Consider the following 17,724-nt stretch of genomic DNA (forward strand, 5'->3'; position numbering starts at 1 on the left):
AAGTGCGGAGGACCCTGGTCGCGTGGGTCCGAGGGCGGCAGTGAAAAGATGACCACGGATGATCCGCTGGGGTGGGGCGGGCGAACTAATTGCGGAGAGCAATCCTCCGAAAGGATGCATCTTCGGTTCAACCAAAGGAAACGCCGCCCGCCATTGCTAATGGCAAGAAAGATCCTAGCAAAGCCATACTGCCTTGCCGAAGTGATACGGCGGAGGAAGATCTACAGGACCAGGCGAGGTCACCTGCCATCGACCGGCACAAGACCACTCTCGTACGCGTAGATGATCAGGCGGCAGCGATTCGGCAGGCCGAGCTTGTGCAGCATGCGGCCGATATGGGACTTGACCGTGTTGTCGCTGACCGAGAGCGCCGCCGATATCTCCGCGTTGCGGAATCCGGACGCCACCAGCCGCAGGACCTCGGTCTCCCGGTTGCTCAGCCGACACGGCGGGCGGCTCTCACGGCCGATGAGCAGCTTGGGCAGACACCTTTGGTGCGCATCTCCGGCGAACGCCGGCGCGATCACGAAGTAGCCGGCCGAGGCTAAGCGAATCGCGTGCACGAGCTGCTCGCCGTCGGCCTGGACGAGCACTATGCCGCAGGCGCCCACCCACAGCGTCTCGGCCATATCGGGGTCATGGGCACTCGCGAGAAGCAGGATGGCCGGTGACGCCGGGTAGCACTTCCTGACGATGTGCTGAACCAGTCCGAGGACCTCGGCTCGGTTGCCGAGTGCCTCTATCAATACGACATCGGGACTGCACTCGACGGCCTGCTCGACGGCCCGCTCGGCGTCGGCCGCCTCGGCGACCAGCTCGATGTCCGGGGCCCGCCGGAGGACCGACCGCAGGCCGAGCCGCGAGAACTGGCTCTCGGCGACGATGGCGACGCGCATTCTGTCCTCGTCCGGCGCACTCGCCTGCTCGGTGTCCACCAGTCTGTCTCCGCTGCTCACCCGACCACCCATCCGTTCCTCGAGATCGCTCGGGCCCGGCTCTCGGGTTCGAACACGGGTCCTTGAGCACTGCATCCATACTTCTCCCGGCCGACGCGAATAGCGAGCCCTCGCTGACCGGATTCACATATTCGCGCAGCCGAATCCGACCTACGTGGACGTCTTGGCAAGAACCTTCGGAGAGACCGGTTCAATGGTCTCCGGCAGGTCGCGGACGCGCGGCAGCAGTGGACCCGCCAGTGCCGTTGTGACCAGGGCCATGATGACCATCATGGTGAACATGGGGGTGTCCAGGACGCCGAGGCCGACCCCGGCGTTGAGGATGATGAGCTCTGTGAGGCCGCGGGTGTTCATGAGCAGACCGAGGGTGCCGACCTCTCGCCAGGGCAATCCGAAGGCCCTGGCGGGCGCGGCGGAACCTATCAGCTTTCCGGCACAGGCCACGACGATGATGGCGGCGAGTTCCAGGTAGTTACGTCCGGACAGGCCGCCGATGTCCACGCCCAGACCGGTGACGATGAAGAAGACCGGCAGCAGCAACAGGCTGACGGTCTCCAGCGGTTTGCGGAGGTGCGACTCAAGGACGTCGCCCGGTTCTCGCGGCATGATGAAGCCGAACAGGAACGCGCCGAAGATGGCGTGGATGCCGATCCAGGTGGTCGCGTAGGAGGACAGGAAGACCCCCGCGGCCAGCATCACCAGCAGGTACGGAGCGCCCCGCCCGCGGGTCCAGCGGCGGACCAGGAACGCCAGCAGGGGCCGGACCAGCAGGACCATCACCGCCACGTACACCATGGAGAGCCCGAAGATCTGCACGAGATCGGAACCATCGCCGGCCGTGACGAGCGCCGAGACGAGCGCCAGGAGGCACCAGGCCACCACATCGTCGACCGCGGCACTGGCGAGCGCGAGCGCACCCACCCGCGTTTGCATCAGCCCGTTGTCGCTCAGGATCCGGGCCAGCACCGGAAAGGCGGTGACCGACATCGCCGCTCCCAGGAACAGCGCGAACGCCGTCGCGGGCACCTCCTTGCCCTGCACCGTGGAATGCTCCGCGTAGAGCACGAACGCCAGCCCGACCCCGAGCACGAAGGCCAGCAGGACCGATGACAGTGAAACGGCCGCGGCCAGGGTCTTACGCTTCCGCAGCAGTCCCCGTTCGAATTCCCAACCGATCATGAAGATGAACAACAGCAGGCCCGCCTGAGCGATCGCCGACAACAGTGGCCGCGCCTCAGCGGGGAAAATATGGTCGGTCAGGTTGCCGGGAAGCAGTCCGAGCACACTCGGCCCCAGCAGAATGCCAGCGGCGATCTCTCCGATGACCGGCGGCTGCCGAAGTCGCCGGGCGAAATTTCCGAGCAGCGTCCCAGCGATCAGGACGAACGCGATTCCGGCTATTGCAGTGGCCATGATCAGATCTACATGTGTGGCCGGACTTTCCATCAACTGTCCCCTACGTTTAGGCCAGAGTGCGGGCGTGAGGAAATCGGCTTTTGCCTGACAATGACTTTTCCATGCGCCCGTAAAGCGGGCGTTAATACAAGATGCGACGGCCTGGAAATCGCCCTTGATCTTTACTGGCTTGACCGAGACTCATGACCGGCTTGCCCGCGGCCGGCTTCCGTACGGCCGGGCGCGGAGCTCTCAGCGCCGCTCAAAGCAGACGGGGACCCGTCAGGACCACCGCTGATGACGGAAGACCTCCGTGAGGCCGGGGCTCGGGCTGCGCAGATGGAGGTCGTCGAGTGCGATGTGCACCTCGCCGAGTTCCCGGACGGCCTCCGCGAGGACGGACTTCCCGTCCGTGACCGGCACGCTTACCCGCCGGCCGGTCACGGACGGCACTCCGCCACCGATCCTGGCGAGCGCGGCGGTCGCGGCGGGCAGGTCGGCGAGGCCGTGGACGACCGCCTCCAGCAGGACGCCACCGGCTTTGAGTTTCAGCAGACCGGCCCTTCCCTCGGCGATCACCCTGCCGCGATCGAGCGTCACGATCTGGTCGGCGAACTGGTCGGCCTCGTCCATGTGGCGCGTGGTCAGCAACAGGGTCGCGCCACAGGCGACGTGCTCGCCGAGCAGCTCCCAGACGGCCAGCCGGGCGGCCGGTCCGAGCCCTGTGACGGGCTCATCGAGCAAGAGCACGGTTGGCCTGCCCAGCAGCGCAGCGGCCATGTCGAGGCGGCGCTGCCTGATGTCGTCACACGCCCTGGCGATCCGGTGGGCCACCGGTATCAGATCGAGCCGCTCGATCAGCTCGGTGGCGCGCCGCTCGGCGATCCGGCTCGGCAGCCGTGCGACCCGCCCGGCCTCGAGCAGGAACCCGTACCCAGTGCGCGACCCGTCCATTGCGGCGCTCCGCCCGGTATAGCCAAGCTGGGCGCGGACCATGGCCCGTTCGGTGACGACGTCGAACCCGGCCACGGTGACCCGTCCGCCATCTGGCTCGAGCACTGTGGTCATAATGCGTACGGCGGTGGTCTTGCCCGCTCCGGCCGGGCCGAGAAGGCCCAGCACGGTGCCGGGCGCGACGCTGAAGTCGATCCCATCGAGAGCGACGATCTCACCAAAGCGCTTGGTCAGAGCTTCGACGGTAATGACGGGTTGCGAGGCCACGGGTTGCGAGGCCATGGGCCCTCCTCCCGGTCATTCATCACATAAAACCACAGCCGCTGTAAAATTACAACTGCAGTAATTTTATTGCTGATGTATCGCGCGATAGTCTGGCGCCGTGGGGGAGCCGGACGGCCTGCGGGAGCGCAAGAAGCGGCAGACTCGTCGGACGATCGCGCGCACGGCCCTCCGGCTTTTCGCTGAGCGCGGCTTCGAGAACGTCACCGTCGCCGAGGTGGCCGAGGCCGCGAGCGTGTCAATGAAGACCGTCTTCAACTATTTCGCCACCAAAGAGGACCTTGTGTTCAGCGAAGAGGGCGGGGACGAATGGTGGATGCTGAAGGCCGTGCGCAACCGCAGGCCCGGCGAGTCGGCGATCGTCGCCGTGCATGGTCGGATGACGGGCTATCTGAGGCAGCGCGGCCTCGAAAGTGATCAGCCGCGTCAGCGGGCCAAAATCATCGCCAACAGCCCCGCGCTGCGGCTACGCCAGGCCGACGAGTTCCACCGCCACATCGACCGGCTTTCCGCGCTGCTGGCCGAGGAGAGCGGGGTCAGCTCCGAGGACCCCGAGCCGAGGCTGGCTGCCACCATGATCGTCGATGCGTTCAGCCTGCTCTGGAGCGTGGTCCAGCGGCAGATCGCGGACGGCCGGCCGGCCGAGGAGGTCTTCGACGGCCTTCCCGAGTACGCCGAGCGCGCCTTCGCCCTTCTCGAACACGGCCTGTCCGACTACGCGGTACGTGCGGCCGAAGGCCTGCCGCGAAGCAGCGCTTGACCCGGCACGTCTCCCGCCCCTCAGAGGCACGGCGGCCTAATCGACGCTTCATCGCGTCTTTACCGGCTCGTGCCAGCATGGTCAGGGGTCGCCGGAGGCACCGGAGCGTACGGCACGCAAGCGCCACCGTTCCGGGCCTTCGCCCCCAGCGGGGCCGGATGGGCGAACGGAAGACGTGCGGCCAGAGCATGATCCATACGGTCCCGTCGATGCGCCTCCACAACGGAGTGCGAGTAACGGAGACCTCATGTACGGCAAAGATCAGCTGCGGCGGTTCGGGTTGGCCGAGCGCAGGCGCGTGGCCAGGACACTTGCCGGCCTGACCGCGCAGCAGTGGGCGGCGCCATCCCTCTGTGCGGACTGGACGGTCCGGGATGTGGTCGCCCATATGGCCGACGGTGTCCAAGGCAGCACGATCGGGTTCATCGCCGGCATGGTGACCGTCAGGTTCGACATCGACGAGTACAACAAGAAGACCGCGGCGTCATTGGCGCGTCGTCCCACCCGGGAACTGGCCATGGCGTTCGACAGCGGCCGGATGAAGCTGTTCCTCAAGTTCAATCCGGGGGTGCTGCTGGTCGACACCATGGTGCATCACCAGGACATCCGCCGGCCGCTCGGACTCGGCCGCGACCTTCCGGAAGATCATCTGCGGGCCTGCCTGGAGGCCATCACCACCAGCAGGTTCTTCGCCGAGGCGTACAAGCGCGCCGACGGCCTCTGCCTGGTCGCGACGGACCTGGAGTGGCGGAGTGGCTCGGGTGGCAGAGAGGTCCGGGGCACCGCCGAGGCGCTGATGATGGGCCTGCTGGGCCGGCGGCTGGAGCGAGGGGAGCTTTCCGACGATTCGGCCTTCTGGGCGACCGCCTCGTAGCAATGGTGCCGCCGTACCTCTGGTGGACGTTCGTCGACCACCGGGAACCGGCGGCCGCCATCGCTGAGCCGCTCAGGTGAGATGACCGCCCGGCACGTCGGCATCGATCCCCGCCAGCATCTCCTCGACCAGGGACGTGCTGTGCGACGCCGCCCGGAAGCGTGGATGGTCGATGACGTCCAGCAGAAATTCGCGCGTTGTGCTCAGGTTGTCGCCGGTGATGCGGAACTCGTTCAGCGCCCGGCGCATCCTGGCGATGGCGCCCTCCCGGTCAGGTGCCCACACGATCAGCTTGGCCAGGAGCGAGTCGTAGTCCGGCGGTATGGCGTCGCCGGACCGGACATGAGTGTCGACGCGGACGAATGGGCCAGCGGCGGGGACGAATTCGTGAACGGTTCCCACGGTAGGGGCGAAATCGCGGCCCGGGTCCTCAGCGTTGATCCGGCATTCGATGGCGACTCCGCGCGGCTGGACGTCACTCTGCCCGATCCGAAGTGGTTCACCTGCGGCGATCCGCAGTTGTTCCTGCACGATGTCGATCCCGGTCACCATCTCGGTCACCGGGTGTTCGACCTGGATACGGCAGTTGACCTCCATGAAGAAGTAAGCACCGTCCGGAGCCAGGAGGAACTCGAACGTGCCTGCCCCCTCATAGCCGGCCGACAGCGCCCCCCTCCGTACCGCCTGCCCCATTTCGGCAAGGAGCGCGCCGGACAGTCCGGGGGCAGGGGACTCTTCAACGAGCTTCTGGTGGCGGCGCTGTACGCTGCAGTCCCGCGCGCCCAGGTAGATCGCGTTGCCGTGGCCGTCGCAGAGAATCTGGATCTCCACGTGCCGGGCGGCTCGGAGGTACTTCTCGAGATAGACCCGCCCGTCGCCGAAGAGCATGAGCGCCGTCGACCGAGTCTCACGGTAGGCCTCGGTGAAGCCGTCCGGCCCATCGATCACCCGCATCCCTCGTCCGCCACCACCGGCGGAAGCCTTGACGATCACTGGAAAGCCGATCTGCCCGGCGAGTTGCAGCGCGTCGTCGACGTCCAACACGTCCAGGCTGCCGGGCAACAGCGGCAGGCCGGCCTTCGCCATCAGGGCACGAGCGGAGATCTTGCTGCCCAGCCGCTCCACCGTCAAAGCCGGTGGACCGACAAAGACGATTTCAGCGGCCTCGCAGGCTTCCGCGAAATCGGCGTCCTCCGACAGGAAACCGTAGCCGGGGTGAATGGCCTCGGCGCCAGTGCAAATCGCCGCCTCCAGAATGGCCGCGGCGTTGAGGTAACTTTTCTTCGGCTGTGGCGGGCCGATCTGCACCGACTCGTCGCACAGCCGTACCGCCGCCGAGTCCCGATCGCGGGTGGAGTGAACGACGACGGAACGGATGCCCATCTCCTGGCAGGCTCGTACGACGCGCAGGGCGATCTCACCCCGGTTAGCGATCAAGACTTTCTTGAACATCAGGCTCCGATCCGCGGTCTATTCCGTGCTGACCGGCGTGAGCGCCAAGAGCCGCTCGCCGTATTCCACGGCCTGACCGTCCTCGATCAGCACCTCGACGACCAGTCCTGAGCGATCGGCCTCGACGGGCAGCATCAGTTTCATCGCTTCGATGATCGCCACCTGGTCTCCAGAACTGATCGTCGTGCCCTCCGCGACGAACGGCGGTGCACCGGGCTCCGGCGCACGGTGGAAGGTCCCGATGCTGGGCGCGCAGACGTAATGCCGGACCGGCAGGCGCTCTTCAGCGGGCAGATCATCCCCCGACCGGCCGGGCGGGCTCGCCACAGGGCCCTCGGCGGTCCGCCCGGCACCGGCCGGTGGGGACGTGATGAGGGATGCCGTGGGCGACCGCCAGTCCAGGTCGACGGTCACATCCGCCGCGGTCACGCGCAGCCGCTCGGGGCGATCGGGGAGCGACTCCAGCAGTTCGAGGGCGGCCCGCCAGACCCCGTCGAGAACCGATTCCATGCAGGGGTCCGGCGGTTGCTCTGGTTCGCCGTGCTCAGCCCCGGTCATCGGACGAGCCTCTCGAGCGTTCCGACCTCCGCGAGCGCTTCCGCCGCCCGCGTGGCCTTGGAGCAACCGAAGCGGGCGAACCGTCGCCGTCGATCTTCCACGAGCTGTGATGCGGTCATGCCGGCCAGTTCGGCGAAGCTCGCCAGGAGCGCGGCACGCAGTTGGTCGGCAGCGAGCACAGGGTCGGCCGCGAGGCCACCCGCGGGTTCCGGCAGCACGCCGTCCACCACTCCGAGCCGCAACAGATCGCGGGAGCCGAGGCCGAGGGCCGCGGCCGCCGTCGCGCCCATCCTCGGGTCCTTCCAGAGAATGGACGCACAGCCTTCCGGGCTGATCACTGAGTAGACGGCGTGCTCCCAGATCAGGACACGGTTGGCCAGTGCGATGCCGAGCGCACCGCCGCTGCCGCCTTCGCCGGTCACGAAACTGACCACCGGAACGGGCAAGGAGGCCATCAGGCGCAGGTTCTCGGCAATGGCCGACGCCTGTCCCTGTTCCTCGGCCCGTTCACCGGGAAACGCTCCCGGCGTGTCCACGAGCGTCACCACCGGCATTCCCAGCTTGGCGGCGAGCCGCATCACGCGGGCCGCCTTGCGGTACCCGGCTGGAGTCGGCATGCCGAAATTGCGTTCGGACAACTGAGCGAGGGTGTGCCCCTTCTGCTGGCCGATCAGCGCGACCGGCCTGCCGTCCAGTTGTGCGATGCCCGCGACCATGGCACTGCATTCACCAGAGACCCGATCACCGTGTAGTTCCTGGAAGTCATCGAAGGCGAGAGCGATGTAGTCCAGCGTGGTCGGACGGGTCAGATCGCGAGCCCTGCGGACCTGCTGCCACGGCTCTTCCACAGGCAGCAGCTCAGGAATGCGGACGGTCGGATCCGCCAGGACGTCGCGAACTCGATCCCATTCTCTGCCGCGGGTCCGCTGCGAACCCGCCCGTAGCAGCTTGGCGAGTACTTCACGCAGAGACCGCCTGGGCACCACCATGTCGACGAAGCCGCGTTCCAGCACGAACTCCACCGTCTGGAACTCGGGCGGCAGCTTCTGCCGGATCGTCTGCTCGATCACCCGCCGCCCGGCGAAGCCCAACCGCGCCCCTGTCTCTCCGATGATCACGTCCGAAAGGGTCGCGAAGGATGCGGCGACTCCCCCGTATGTCGGGTCGGTGATCAGAGAGACGGTGAGCAGTGCGGCCTCGTCCAACTTGGCCCAAGCCACGCTGGTCTTGGCCATCTGCATCAATGAGATGGCGCCCTCCTGCATCCGCGCTCCACCAGAGGCGGTGACCGCCAGCAGGGGAATCCGGTCCGCGAGGGCCGCCTCGGCGGCCCTGGCGACGGCCTCCCCCGCCACGGCACCGAGGCTTCCGCCCATGAAACTGAAGTCCATCACCGCCACGACCACGGGAGCGCCCTCGATGGTGATGCGAGCACACAGCACTGCCGCATCAAGGCCCGTACGGGCTCGCGCCTCCGCGAGGCGTTGCGGGTACGGCATCGTGTCGACGAAGCGCAGCACGTCCGGGACAGCGCCCCTCGGCAGGTCGAGCAGTCGGATACTTCCAGGGTCAGCGAGTTGTTCCAATCGTGTCGGGGCATTGAGCGGGCTGTGGTCCGCGCATTCCGGACATACCTTCTGGCACCTGATCCATCGTTTTCCATAAAGGATCGTCTGGCAGTTCTTACACAGAACCCACTGGGGGGACTCCGCCGATATATTGGTTATTTGGGGCATTGTCGAGAGTCCCCTTCTGGCGGCCGTGGGCCGCCATGCGGATCATTCGCTCTGGTGAGGACCGTTCGAGCGGGCCTTGCCGTACGGCCGGCTCGAAGCCAGGGGCACTGGTCCTTGATTGGCAAATGTCAGTCATTCTGCGCCGTACGGCTCTGGTCCGTGGGTCGGGAGCGCCACAGATTCCGCTTCTGGTAGCGCGGCTCCCACGCCAGCCGGTTGATCAGTTGAAGAGGCGCAGGCATCATGCTCAGGAACCTGCGCCGGTCGGCGAGCGGTCGCCCGTCGATGACCCACGGAATGTAGACCGCGGCGCCTTTGACGCCCTGACGCCGTGCCATCGCACGCTTGAAACCGCGCCAGTCCGCCGCCGTCAGCACGGATTGGATGAGCGGAAGCGCGCCTTCCTCCTCATGCCTGAGGTGGTCGGTGAGTGCCACTGACAGCTCATGGACGCGTTCGACCAGGCCGGGCGTCTCCTCCGCCAGCGCCGCATCGACCGCGGCCAGCAACGGATCGATACGGGCGTGCTCGGCCTCCATCTCCGTCAATAGCGCCAGGTCCGCGGGCCGGCCGGCCACCGCGCGGCGGAGCCTGGGCCACAGGTAGGCGTCCTCCACGCCGTGGTGAACGAGGAGCTGAGCCTTGAAGTTCTCCCACCCCATCCGCACGTGCGGGTCGAGGCCGCTCCCCGCTGCCGTGGCCGCCCGCATCCTGTCGAGATCGCGCTCGAACGCGCCGTGGGTCGCGTACATGACGGTGAAGTCGATCATGCCTTGCTGCGAAACGGCCATGATGCACCTTTCCTTTTTCAGTTCTGGAGGAGGGCGTGATCGACCGGCCGGGCGGCGGAGGCTCCCGATGACGGCCAGGAGGGTGATCGTCCTGACGGGGCGAGGGCGTGTCCCGTACGGGCTCACCTCACGGGCAGATCCGTCGGCCGGTGCGGTACGACGATTCCCCCATCGGGCAGCAGCTCGCCGGTGTCCTCGAACACCACGACCCCGTTGCACAGCAGGCTCCACCCCTGTTCTGGGTGGCAGGCCACGGTCCGCGCGGCGTCGTGGTCGGCCGCCTCATGCGGCGGACAGTGCGGCTGGTGCTGGCACATTGGCGTGCCTCCGGTCTCGACTACGTTCGACTGTGCTTCTCTGTCCTGCGGACGGCTCTCAGTTGATACTGAGTTCGCCGTCTCCCGGTCGCCCGTTCGCCGGTCCGACGGGCAACCGGGTGGGCTCTACTCGGAGGCCTGGCCAGCGTGATCGCCGGGCACCTCGATCCGAGGCACCTCCCGTGGTCTCAGCGCGAGGAAGTCGGTGGCGTTGATCCGTATCAGCACCCTGCGTATGAGGGCCGGAATCTCGGCCTGTTCGTCGTCCACGTACAACCGCGGTTCGACGAGGGGCACCCGCCGTCCGCGGGTCATGAGGTCGCAGCCGCCGGCGGCGAGAACGTTCTTCACCCAGTCGGAGTCCGAGCCGTACGGCAGCGACAGCACATAAAGGTCCCCGCGCCGGAACACCTTGACGGGAGTTCGGTACTCGCGCCCCGACCTCCGCCCGCGATGGTGGACGGCGCCGAACCCGGGCAGCCGGGGAATGACCCGGCCGACGATGCGATTGGCGAACATGCGGTTGAAACGGGCCAGCCGTCTTTGGATCGACATCTACGACTCCCTGTACTCCCGGGTGTGCTGTGACATCGCCGAGACGGACTTCTCCCGGCATTCCGGATCGGCGTCAGCGCGGCTGAGCGCGCGGAGTTCAAAGATCCTGCGCGGATCCCTCGGGGTCACCGCTCCGACGGGAGTGCGGCGGCGGGCTCGGGTGCTTCGGAGACGGGGAGGTCGTGCGGGTTCGCGGAAGGGCCGCGGTGGCTCTTGACCGCCAGGCAGGCGACCGCGCCGGCGAGCAGCACCGCGATGGAGGCGATCATGGTGGGTTGCATGGCGTCGATGAATCCATGCCCGAAGATGCTCTGGGCGAGGTCCTGGGGAACACCGTCCGGGAGCTGCTGTGCGGTCCCGCTCTGATTGGCGCCGACATCGAGCCCGTGCTTGCCGGCGTCGGCGAAGCCCGCCACGAACCCTTCGCGGTAGGGGGCGGGGACGGCCCCGGCCCGCAGCTCCGCCTGGTCGCGCAGCGCGGTGGCGAGCTGGTTCTGCAGGACGGCGCCGATCACTGCGCCGGCCAGCACGGAGCCGACCTGCCGCAGGGCGCCGTTGACCCCGGAGGCCGCACCGGTCAGTTGCAGTGGGACGTTGCGCATGAGTTCTGTGGCGATCGGGGTGAAGGTGCAGCCGGCGCCCAGGCCGATGATGAAGAGCGGGATCAGGAAGGCGGTCCAGCTCGTGCCGACATCGGCGATGGCCATGATCCAGGCAATTCCGGCAGCGTACGCCACCAGCCCGCCCACCACGATGAACTTACCGCCGAGGCGATCCGAAAGCGCGCCTGCCGGTCCCGCCATGGTCATCGCCCCCAGCGCCAGGGGGATCAGGACCAGCCCGGCCTTGAGCGGGCTGAAGCCCAGCACCGACTGCAGGTAGATCGTGATAGGCAGGAGCAGCCCGATCACGCCGAACGCCGACGCCATCCCGACGAAGTTCATGATCGAGAAGTTGCGGTCCTTGAACAGCACGAAGGGCACCAGTGGCTCGTTGTCCTGCTGACCACGCTGATGCACCAGGAAGATCACCAGGAGTACGCCGGCCGCGCCGATCAGCGCCCAGATCCAGGCGTTCCAGCTGTACCGCTGCCCCTCGATCAGCGCGAAGGACAGGCAGAAGAGCACGGCCGAGGCGATCAGCACCCCCGTGATGTCAAGCTTGTGCTTCAGGGTGCGCTGCGTGCCTGGCAGCACCGCCACGGCCATGACCAGCACCAGCACGCCGACGGGAATGTTGATGAAGAAGATCCATCGCCAGTCCAGATGAGTGACCAGCAGCCCGCCGACGCTCGGCCCGGCGATGCCGGACACGCCCGCCGTCGCGCCCCAGACGCCCAGCGCCACGCCACGGCGCTCGGCCGGGAACGTGTCAACGATGATCGACAACGTCTGCGGCAGGAGCAGCGCAGCCCCCACGCCCTGCACGATGCGGAACGTGATCAGTTGCGCTGGATCCTGGGCGAGGCCGCAGGCCAGGCTGGCCAGGGTGAAGAGGGCCACCCCGGCGATGAACAGGTTCTTCTTTCCCCGCAGGTCACCGAGACGACCCGCGGTGATCAGCAGAACGGCCAGGGCCAGGGTGTAACTGTTGACGACCCAGAGGATCTGGTCCAGTGACGCGTCGAGCTCGTCCACCATGTTCGGGATCGCGATGTTCACGATCGTGAGATCCAGGAGCACCATGAAGAAGCCGGCGGACAGGATGATCAAGATGACCCACGGGTTACCGCGCAACGTTCTCATGATGCTTCCCTAAGATCGTATGGTCTGGGGTGAGTCGCTCCGTGAGCGGTACGGCTCAGTTGGTGTTCGCGCTTGCTCAGATCCATGTGCACCCAAGAGGGCTCTGTCGCCGGTGAATGTGACATCCGAGTCCGCCGTGTGACGCAGATCACACCTCACGGCGGATGGCACGTTCTCGGTGCCGCCGGGCATCTCAGCAGGGAGCGCCTCCCAGGAGAGCCACCATGTCCGACCATCCGCACGACGGCTCGGAAGACCTCCCCCTCGACAGCCCGACGAGGGTGTTCCTCGGCCATCGGGAGCTGCTGTTCTCCATCGTCTACAACCTGCTCGGCAGCGTCGCCGACACCGAGGACGTGTTGCAGGAGACCTGGCTGTCGTGGGCGCGCAGAAGCCGGCCGCCGATGGCGGGGGAAATCGACAACCCGCGGGCCTACCTGGTGCGGATCGCGGTGAACCAGGCACTGTCCAGGCAGCAGGACATCAGCCGGCGCCGCGAGACCTACATCGGGACGTGGCTGCCGGAACCACTGATCAACGCCGCCACCGGCTCGGCCCCGGCCGGCGACACCGCCGATGCGGCCGAGCGCGGCGAATCGGTGTCGATGGCGATGCTGGTGGTCCTGGAAACCCTCACCCCGCTGGAACGGGCGGTGTTCGTCCTGCACGAGGTGTTCGGTTACACCCACCCCGAGATCGCGGACATCCTCGCCCGCACCCCGTCAGCCGTACGACAGCTCGGTCACCGCGCCCGCGAACATGTCCACGCCCGCCGCCCCCGCTACCGGACCGACCCGCATGTCCAGCAGCAGGTGACCGAACGGTTCGTCGCCGCCGTGCTCGGCGGCGACCTCGGCGCCCTCTTGCGAATCCTGGCACCGGACGTGACCATGTGGACCGACGGCGGAGGTAAGGCACGGGCAGCCGGCCCACGGCCGGTCCACGGCCGCGACAAGGTCGCCCGCGTGATCGCCGCCTTCGCCTCCCACCCCCGCGACGGCCTGCACGTCCGCTACCGGCACGTCAACGGCGACCCCTCGGCATTGGTGTTCGCAGGCGACTCCCCCTACGCCGTGCTCGTCATCGACCTGATCCCCCAAGACGAGCAGGTATGCGGAATCTACGCCGTTACCAATCCCGACAAACTGTCCCGAGTCAGCTGAGCGGACGATCACCCGGGGATGTCCGGGCGCTTCCTGGCGACCCTGCGAGCGCTATGCGACGCAGACTCCGTCGACTGCGATCTTCTCGAAGACGTGCGGATATGCGACTATCCCGTCGGGGTATTGACTGGCCTTCGCCTGGAACGCCGGATTGGAGAAGGCGGCGAAGAGCGCCTCGGTCGACTCCCATACCGCGATGTTCACCAAGAGCTGACTGTCGGCCGTACCCCGATGTAGTTGCGCCGAGATAAAGCCTGGGCTGGCCTTCATGAAGGACGCGTCCTCCTGGAAGGTGGCCAGGAATTCCGACATCAGTTCCCTGGGCACCATAATGGTGTTGATCAGAGTGACCGGACCGTTCTTCTGCTGGAACTGCGACATAAGCGGTGTCGAAGGATCCAGATCGTCGACCTTCATCTTCTTGTACCCTTTCATTTCGGATGGTTCGGAGAATTGCCGCCTGTCAGCGCGATCGTCATCGCTGCGGCCCGCGCCGGCCGCAGCGATGACGATCACTCGGGCGCTGCCGTCAGTGAAATCGGAACGAGCCCGAAACGCGCAGCGGGGTCATGACCGCGGGCTCGTCGCACCGCTCGTCGAGGTCCGCCCGGTAGCGCTGGAACTCCTCCAGCTTCTCGACGCCCGGCACCGGAAGGCCCTCGGCCTCCACGAAGCTCACGAAACTGACCTCGTCCTCGAGCTGGAATGTCGCTTCACGCAGGCCATCCGGCTGCGATGACTCCAGCGCCTCGTAGACGGCGCTGTGCAGCTCCAGGTGCCGCTCCAGCTGATCCCGCTTGACCTTGTAGCGGACCATCATCCACATGATCGGTTCCTCTCTCGTCCTGGGGCGTAATGGATTTGACGCCTCGGCTCCACCGCGCCGTTCTCGGAGCGGTCGCACGTACTCGGCAGGCCTGTTCACCCGTCCCAGATCGGATGCAGACCCGCCAGCTCTTCTTCGAGTGCACTCAGCGAACCCCGAAAAAAGATCAGTGGTTCCTGGTTCTGGCGTGGAACTCCCAGCTCGACCACTTCTCCGACGAAGATGGTGTGGTCGCCGCCCTCGAACTCGTTGGCGACCCGACATGCCAGGAAGGCCATCGCGTCGCTGAGGATCGGCGCCCCCTCGGCAGATCGATGGTGCGTCACGTCCTGGAGCGCAGCGGTATCCCTCGTCGCGAAGGTCCAGGCGAGCGGTGCCTGCTTTCCGGCCAGGAAGTTCACCACGAACGTGCGGGTTTCCTGCAGCACCGTACGGAGCCGTGATTCCTTGTGCAGGCAGAAGAGGATCAACGGAGGATCCAAGGAGACCGAGGTGAAGGAGTTGACGGTGGTCCCAGCCGAGCGAGCGCCTTCTCCCGCCGTGATCACGGTCACGCCGGTCACGAAGAGACCGCACACATTGCGTAGCGTCTTCGATTCGATCGGCTCGGCCTGGTGTAGAGGCTGACTTGCAGTGGTCATGAGCGTCTCACTTGTCCGATGCGTCGGGGGCGCGCCAGTTCATCGGTACCGGCCACTCGCCAAGGCGCTCGAATCCCAGGCTGTTGCAGAGTTTCTCCCCCTGCCAATGGGTAAAGGTGCTGACTCGATGGCACCCCAGCTCGACGAAGTGGTCGAGAAGAGCCGCCAGGCAGTCCTTCGCGTAGCCACTACGGCGATAGCCGGGCTCGGCGGCTCCGGTGATGACGTATCCGTAGATGGGTGCGAGCGAGTCCGGCCCAGGGAAATGCCGCCGGACTTCTCCGGTAATGCATGCCACCACACCGGACTCGTCGGTTTCAGTGACGTAGGCGATGAAAGTCGGGTCATTGGCGAGTCGATCGGCGATGGCTTCTTCACAGGCTTTCACCCACGGCCCACGCGGGTGAGGCCCATCTATCGCGTCATGCATGAGCACCCGGAGCGCCGTCAGACGCGGCGCATCGGCCAGGGTGGCGAGGCGTGTAGTAGGCACTGGCGAATGTCCTTGGGGTGACGGAGGTGTTCAGCGGGTGCGGGACTGAGCCATTTCGGCCAGTTGGCCGACCACGTCCTGCGGTGTGGGCATCTCCGCCATTTCGGCGGCGACCTCCTCGCTGGCAGTCCGGTAGGACGGCACCTGAAGCACCTCACGCAGGGCTTTGCCGATCGCCTCGGGGGTCGCCTCGGAGCGATCGACGGCTATGCCGGCGCCGCGGCTGCTCATGACGTGCGCATTGAGCGGCGCATCGCCCTTGTTGGGCCGCAAGGCCACCTGTGGCACCCCGGCGGCCAAGGCCGCGTACGTCGTGCCCATGCCCGCGTGGTGGATCAGCGCGTCGCAGCGGGGCAGCAGGTTGCTCATGGGCACGAAGTCCACGACCCGTACCCGCTCGGGCAGCTGCCCGATGATCGGCGACAGATCCACGCCACCGGAGGTCAACGCCAGTTCGGCGTCCAGGTCGGCGGTGCCCTCCACTATCGCCCGCAGCACCTCGGCCCAGCTGCTGTCGTCGCTGGTGTTTCCCATGGTGACGGCGATCCGCGCCCGAGACGCCCGCCGCAGTACCCACGGGGGTACCTGGCCGGACCCGTTGTACGAACAGGGCCGTACGGGGAACACCGGGAACGGCACCTCGCCCGGACTCCGCGGATTGAAGCGCTCCAGGGAGTCCACACCAAGGCTGACCTCCGCGTCGGGGTGCGCCGGGAACTCGGTGACTCCGTGGCGACGCACCACCTCCGACGGCTCGGTGGCCCACCACGGGACGGCCGGGAAGCGGAACCCGATGCCGTGCATCACACCGAAGGCACCCGCCGCGTGGGCGGCCAGTTGCGCCCAGGGGAGGAACGGCGGATAGAGCACTACGTCGACCCCCCACCCTCGGGCCGCGTCCACCAGGCCGGGCAGCATCATGTCCCCGATCTCGGCCGTCGCTCCGACGAACACTCCCTGGGCCTGATCGCCGGGGAGATCCTCCTTCGCCATGATCTCCATACAGCGGCGGTAGGGCGCGGTGACATCCTGGCCGGGGGCGGCGTCCAGCACCGGAAGACCCGCCTCGGCGGCCACCTTCAGGGTCACGCCGCCGCCCGCGAAGATCACCTCGTGGCCGGCCAGCTGGGCGGCCTGAGCCAGCGGAACCAGCGCGGCAGTGTGGGTGAACGCAGGGATCGTGGTGCAGAGAATACGCATGGAACTCCTCCTAGTTGACCGTGGTCGTTGGATCGTGTGCGCCGCGCTCGCGCTTCAGCGGTTCCCACCAGGAGCGGTGCTCCTGGTACCATCGCACGGTCGCGGCGAGACCGTCCGTGAAGGCGACACACGGGATGAAGCCCAGCTCAGCAGTGATCTTCGTCGTGTCGACGGAGTATCTGGAGTCATGTCCCTTGCGGTCGGCGACCCGCTTGACCGCGGACCAGTCCCGGCCGAGCGGCGCCAGCAGACGCTCCGTCAGCTCGAGGTTCGACAGCTCCGCACCGCCGCCGATGTTGTACACGTTTCCGGGCCTGCCCTTCTCCGCCACCAACGCGATGGCCCGGCAGTGATCGTCGACATGCAGCCAGTCCCGTATGTTCCGCCCGTTGCCGTAGAGCGGCACCATGAGCCCGTCCAGCAGATTCGTGACGAAGAGCGGGATGACCTTTTCCGGGTACTGATAGGGCCCGTAGTTGTTGGAGCAGCGGGTGACACAGACCTCCAGTCCGTACGTGCGGTGGAACGCGAGTGCCAGCAGGTCGGATGACGCCTTGGACGCCGCGTATGGGGAGGTGGGGACGAGCGGGTGGTCCTCCGTCCAGGAACCGGAGTCGATGGATCCGTAGACCTCGTCGGTGGAGATGTGGACGAAGCGCACGGTCTCGGCGTCGGCCGCCGACCGTAAGAGAGTGTGGGTTCCCACCACGTTGGTCCGGATGAACGCCCCCGCGTCCTCGATCGACCGATCCACATGGGTCTCGGCCGCGAAGTTCACCACCAGATCGGCTCCACGCATCTGCTCCGCCACCAGAGCGGCATCGCAGATGTCGCCCTGGACGAAGCTGAATCGCGGATGGTCCGCGACGAGGGCGAGATTGGCACGGTTGCCCGCGTAGGTGAGCTTGTCCAGCACCACGGTCTCTGCCCCGGCCAGTCCAGGGTAGGCATCGCTCAGCAGTCGCCGGACGAAGTGGGAGCCGATGAAACCTGCCCCGCCGGCCACGAGTACACGCATCGGAGACT

Annotated in this window: 19 protein-coding genes; 3 read left to right on the top strand and 16 right to left on the bottom strand. The window is 66.8% G+C overall.

What is annotated here, in order from left to right; translation table 11 throughout:
• Positions 1–239: 239 nt before the first annotated feature.
• The 3 genes from HKK72_RS41990 to HKK72_RS03125 form a co-directional block, all read right to left on the bottom strand.
• Positions 240–956 carry a response regulator transcription factor gene (locus HKK72_RS41990; protein ID WP_187232671.1) on the bottom strand — a complete coding sequence of 239 codons (717 nt, stop codon included), beginning with the start codon at positions 954–956 and terminating at the stop codon, positions 240–242.
• Positions 957–1,106: 150 nt separating this feature from the next.
• Positions 1,107–2,369, bottom strand: coding sequence for a cation:proton antiporter (locus HKK72_RS03120; RefSeq protein ID WP_222720268.1), 1,263 nt, complete (start codon positions 2,367–2,369; stop codon positions 1,107–1,109).
• A gap of 264 nt (positions 2,370–2,633) precedes the next feature.
• Entirely contained in the window at positions 2,634–3,587 is a 954-nt protein-coding gene (locus HKK72_RS03125) for an ATP-binding cassette domain-containing protein (protein WP_187232673.1), read from the bottom strand.
• 100 nt (positions 3,588–3,687) lie between these two features.
• On the opposite strand from HKK72_RS03125, the gene HKK72_RS03130 reads away from it, so the two are divergent.
• The gene (locus HKK72_RS03130; protein WP_187232674.1) at positions 3,688–4,347 is read left to right on the top strand and encodes a TetR/AcrR family transcriptional regulator; all 660 of its coding nucleotides are present in this window, start codon (positions 3,688–3,690) and stop codon (positions 4,345–4,347) included.
• 247 nt (positions 4,348–4,594) lie between these two features.
• Complete coding sequence (locus tag HKK72_RS03135; RefSeq protein WP_187232675.1) at positions 4,595–5,221, top strand: maleylpyruvate isomerase family mycothiol-dependent enzyme; 627 nt, start codon at positions 4,595–4,597, stop codon at positions 5,219–5,221.
• Between the two features lie 72 nt (positions 5,222–5,293).
• Here the strand turns inward: HKK72_RS03135 and HKK72_RS03140 are convergent, their stop codons facing one another.
• The 7 genes from HKK72_RS03140 to HKK72_RS03170 all read right to left on the bottom strand — a co-directional run bounded on the left by HKK72_RS03140 (position 5,294) and on the right by HKK72_RS03170 (position 12,375).
• Positions 5,294–6,673, bottom strand: a complete 1,380-nt coding sequence (locus HKK72_RS03140) for an acetyl/propionyl/methylcrotonyl-CoA carboxylase subunit alpha (RefSeq protein WP_187232676.1) — start codon at positions 6,671–6,673, stop codon at positions 5,294–5,296.
• Positions 6,674–6,691: 18 nt separating this feature from the next.
• Entirely contained in the window at positions 6,692–7,231 is a 540-nt protein-coding gene (locus HKK72_RS03145) for an acetyl-CoA carboxylase biotin carboxyl carrier protein (RefSeq protein ID WP_187232677.1), read from the bottom strand.
• Positions 7,228–8,817 carry an acetyl-CoA carboxylase carboxyltransferase subunit alpha/beta gene (gene accA, locus HKK72_RS03150; RefSeq protein WP_261986496.1) on the bottom strand — a complete coding sequence of 530 codons (1,590 nt, stop codon included), beginning with the start codon at positions 8,815–8,817 and terminating at the stop codon, positions 7,228–7,230. Before accA ends, HKK72_RS03145 begins: the two co-directional genes overlap by 4 nt.
• Positions 8,818–9,095: 278 nt before the next feature.
• Positions 9,096–9,758, bottom strand: coding sequence for a hemerythrin domain-containing protein (locus tag HKK72_RS03155; RefSeq protein ID WP_187232679.1), 663 nt, complete (start codon positions 9,756–9,758; stop codon positions 9,096–9,098).
• 122 nt (positions 9,759–9,880) lie between these two features.
• The gene (locus HKK72_RS03160) at positions 9,881–10,075 is read right to left on the bottom strand and encodes a DUF5999 family protein (RefSeq protein WP_187232680.1); all 195 of its coding nucleotides are present in this window, start codon (positions 10,073–10,075) and stop codon (positions 9,881–9,883) included.
• A gap of 126 nt (positions 10,076–10,201) precedes the next feature.
• Positions 10,202–10,630, bottom strand: coding sequence for a nitroreductase family deazaflavin-dependent oxidoreductase (locus HKK72_RS03165; protein ID WP_187232681.1), 429 nt, complete (start codon positions 10,628–10,630; stop codon positions 10,202–10,204).
• Positions 10,631–10,755: 125 nt separating this feature from the next.
• Positions 10,756–12,375, bottom strand: a complete 1,620-nt coding sequence (locus tag HKK72_RS03170; RefSeq protein ID WP_187232682.1) for an MFS transporter — start codon at positions 12,373–12,375, stop codon at positions 10,756–10,758.
• Between the two features lie 224 nt (positions 12,376–12,599).
• Here HKK72_RS03170 and sigJ point away from each other — a divergent pair, with 224 nt between their 5' ends.
• Positions 12,600–13,538 (top strand): RNA polymerase sigma factor SigJ, encoded by a 939-nt coding sequence (sigJ, locus tag HKK72_RS03175; protein WP_187232683.1) that lies wholly within the window; start codon positions 12,600–12,602, stop codon positions 13,536–13,538.
• A gap of 51 nt (positions 13,539–13,589) precedes the next feature.
• On the opposite strand, the gene HKK72_RS03180 is transcribed toward sigJ, so the two are convergent.
• The 6 genes from HKK72_RS03180 to rfbB all read right to left on the bottom strand — a co-directional run bounded on the left by HKK72_RS03180 (position 13,590) and on the right by rfbB (position 17,716).
• Entirely contained in the window at positions 13,590–14,054 is a 465-nt protein-coding gene (locus tag HKK72_RS03180; protein ID WP_222720269.1) for an antibiotic biosynthesis monooxygenase family protein, read from the bottom strand.
• A gap of 13 nt (positions 14,055–14,067) precedes the next feature.
• Positions 14,068–14,364 (bottom strand): hypothetical protein, encoded by a 297-nt coding sequence (locus HKK72_RS03185; protein WP_187232684.1) that lies wholly within the window; start codon positions 14,362–14,364, stop codon positions 14,068–14,070.
• 95 nt (positions 14,365–14,459) lie between these two features.
• A complete protein-coding gene (locus HKK72_RS03190; RefSeq protein ID WP_187232685.1) occupies positions 14,460–15,005 on the bottom strand; it encodes a flavin reductase family protein in 546 nt (181 codons plus the stop codon).
• 7 nt (positions 15,006–15,012) lie between these two features.
• Positions 15,013–15,498, bottom strand: coding sequence for a GNAT family N-acetyltransferase (locus HKK72_RS03195; protein WP_187232686.1), 486 nt, complete (start codon positions 15,496–15,498; stop codon positions 15,013–15,015).
• 30 nt (positions 15,499–15,528) lie between these two features.
• Positions 15,529–16,698, bottom strand: a complete 1,170-nt coding sequence (locus tag HKK72_RS03200) for a nucleotide disphospho-sugar-binding domain-containing protein (protein WP_187232687.1) — start codon at positions 16,696–16,698, stop codon at positions 15,529–15,531.
• Between the two features lie 10 nt (positions 16,699–16,708).
• The gene (rfbB, locus tag HKK72_RS03205) at positions 16,709–17,716 is read right to left on the bottom strand and encodes a dTDP-glucose 4,6-dehydratase (protein WP_187232688.1); all 1,008 of its coding nucleotides are present in this window, start codon (positions 17,714–17,716) and stop codon (positions 16,709–16,711) included.
• Positions 17,717–17,724: the final 8 nt, after the last annotated feature.

This window comes from Actinomadura sp. HBU206391 (assembly GCF_014323665.1).
Taxonomy (GTDB): Bacteria; Actinomycetota; Actinomycetes; order Streptosporangiales; family Streptosporangiaceae; genus Actinomadura_C.

What these genes read in the sequence shown, in the direction of transcription:
- HKK72_RS03145 (WP_187232677.1), bottom strand. Translation starts at nt 7,231, where the DNA reads ATGACCGGGGCTGAGCACGGCGAACCAGAGCAACCGCCGGACCCCTGC.
- HKK72_RS03155 (WP_187232679.1), bottom strand. Translation starts at nt 9,758, where the DNA reads ATGGCCGTTTCGCAGCAAGGCATGATCGACTTCACCGTCATGTACGCG.
- HKK72_RS03120 (WP_222720268.1), bottom strand. Translation starts at nt 2,369, where the DNA reads ATGGCCACTGCAATAGCCGGAATCGCGTTCGTCCTGATCGCTGGGACG.
- HKK72_RS03160 (WP_187232680.1), bottom strand. Translation starts at nt 10,075, where the DNA reads ATGTGCCAGCACCAGCCGCACTGTCCGCCGCATGAGGCGGCCGACCAC.
- rfbB (WP_187232688.1), bottom strand. Translation starts at nt 17,716, where the DNA reads ATGCGTGTACTCGTGGCCGGCGGGGCAGGTTTCATCGGCTCCCACTTC.
- HKK72_RS03135 (WP_187232675.1), top strand. Translation starts at nt 4,595, where the DNA reads ATGTACGGCAAAGATCAGCTGCGGCGGTTCGGGTTGGCCGAGCGCAGG.
- sigJ (WP_187232683.1), top strand. Translation starts at nt 12,600, where the DNA reads ATGTCCGACCATCCGCACGACGGCTCGGAAGACCTCCCCCTCGACAGC.
- HKK72_RS03190 (WP_187232685.1), bottom strand. Translation starts at nt 15,005, where the DNA reads ATGACCACTGCAAGTCAGCCTCTACACCAGGCCGAGCCGATCGAATCG.
- HKK72_RS03200 (WP_187232687.1), bottom strand. Translation starts at nt 16,698, where the DNA reads ATGCGTATTCTCTGCACCACGATCCCTGCGTTCACCCACACTGCCGCG.
- HKK72_RS03170 (WP_187232682.1), bottom strand. Translation starts at nt 12,375, where the DNA reads ATGAGAACGTTGCGCGGTAACCCGTGGGTCATCTTGATCATCCTGTCC.
- HKK72_RS03185 (WP_187232684.1), bottom strand. Translation starts at nt 14,364, where the DNA reads ATGTGGATGATGGTCCGCTACAAGGTCAAGCGGGATCAGCTGGAGCGG.
- HKK72_RS03140 (WP_187232676.1), bottom strand. Translation starts at nt 6,673, where the DNA reads ATGTTCAAGAAAGTCTTGATCGCTAACCGGGGTGAGATCGCCCTGCGC.
- HKK72_RS03165 (WP_187232681.1), bottom strand. Translation starts at nt 10,630, where the DNA reads ATGTCGATCCAAAGACGGCTGGCCCGTTTCAACCGCATGTTCGCCAAT.
- HKK72_RS03125 (WP_187232673.1), bottom strand. Translation starts at nt 3,587, where the DNA reads ATGGCCTCGCAACCCGTGGCCTCGCAACCCGTCATTACCGTCGAAGCT.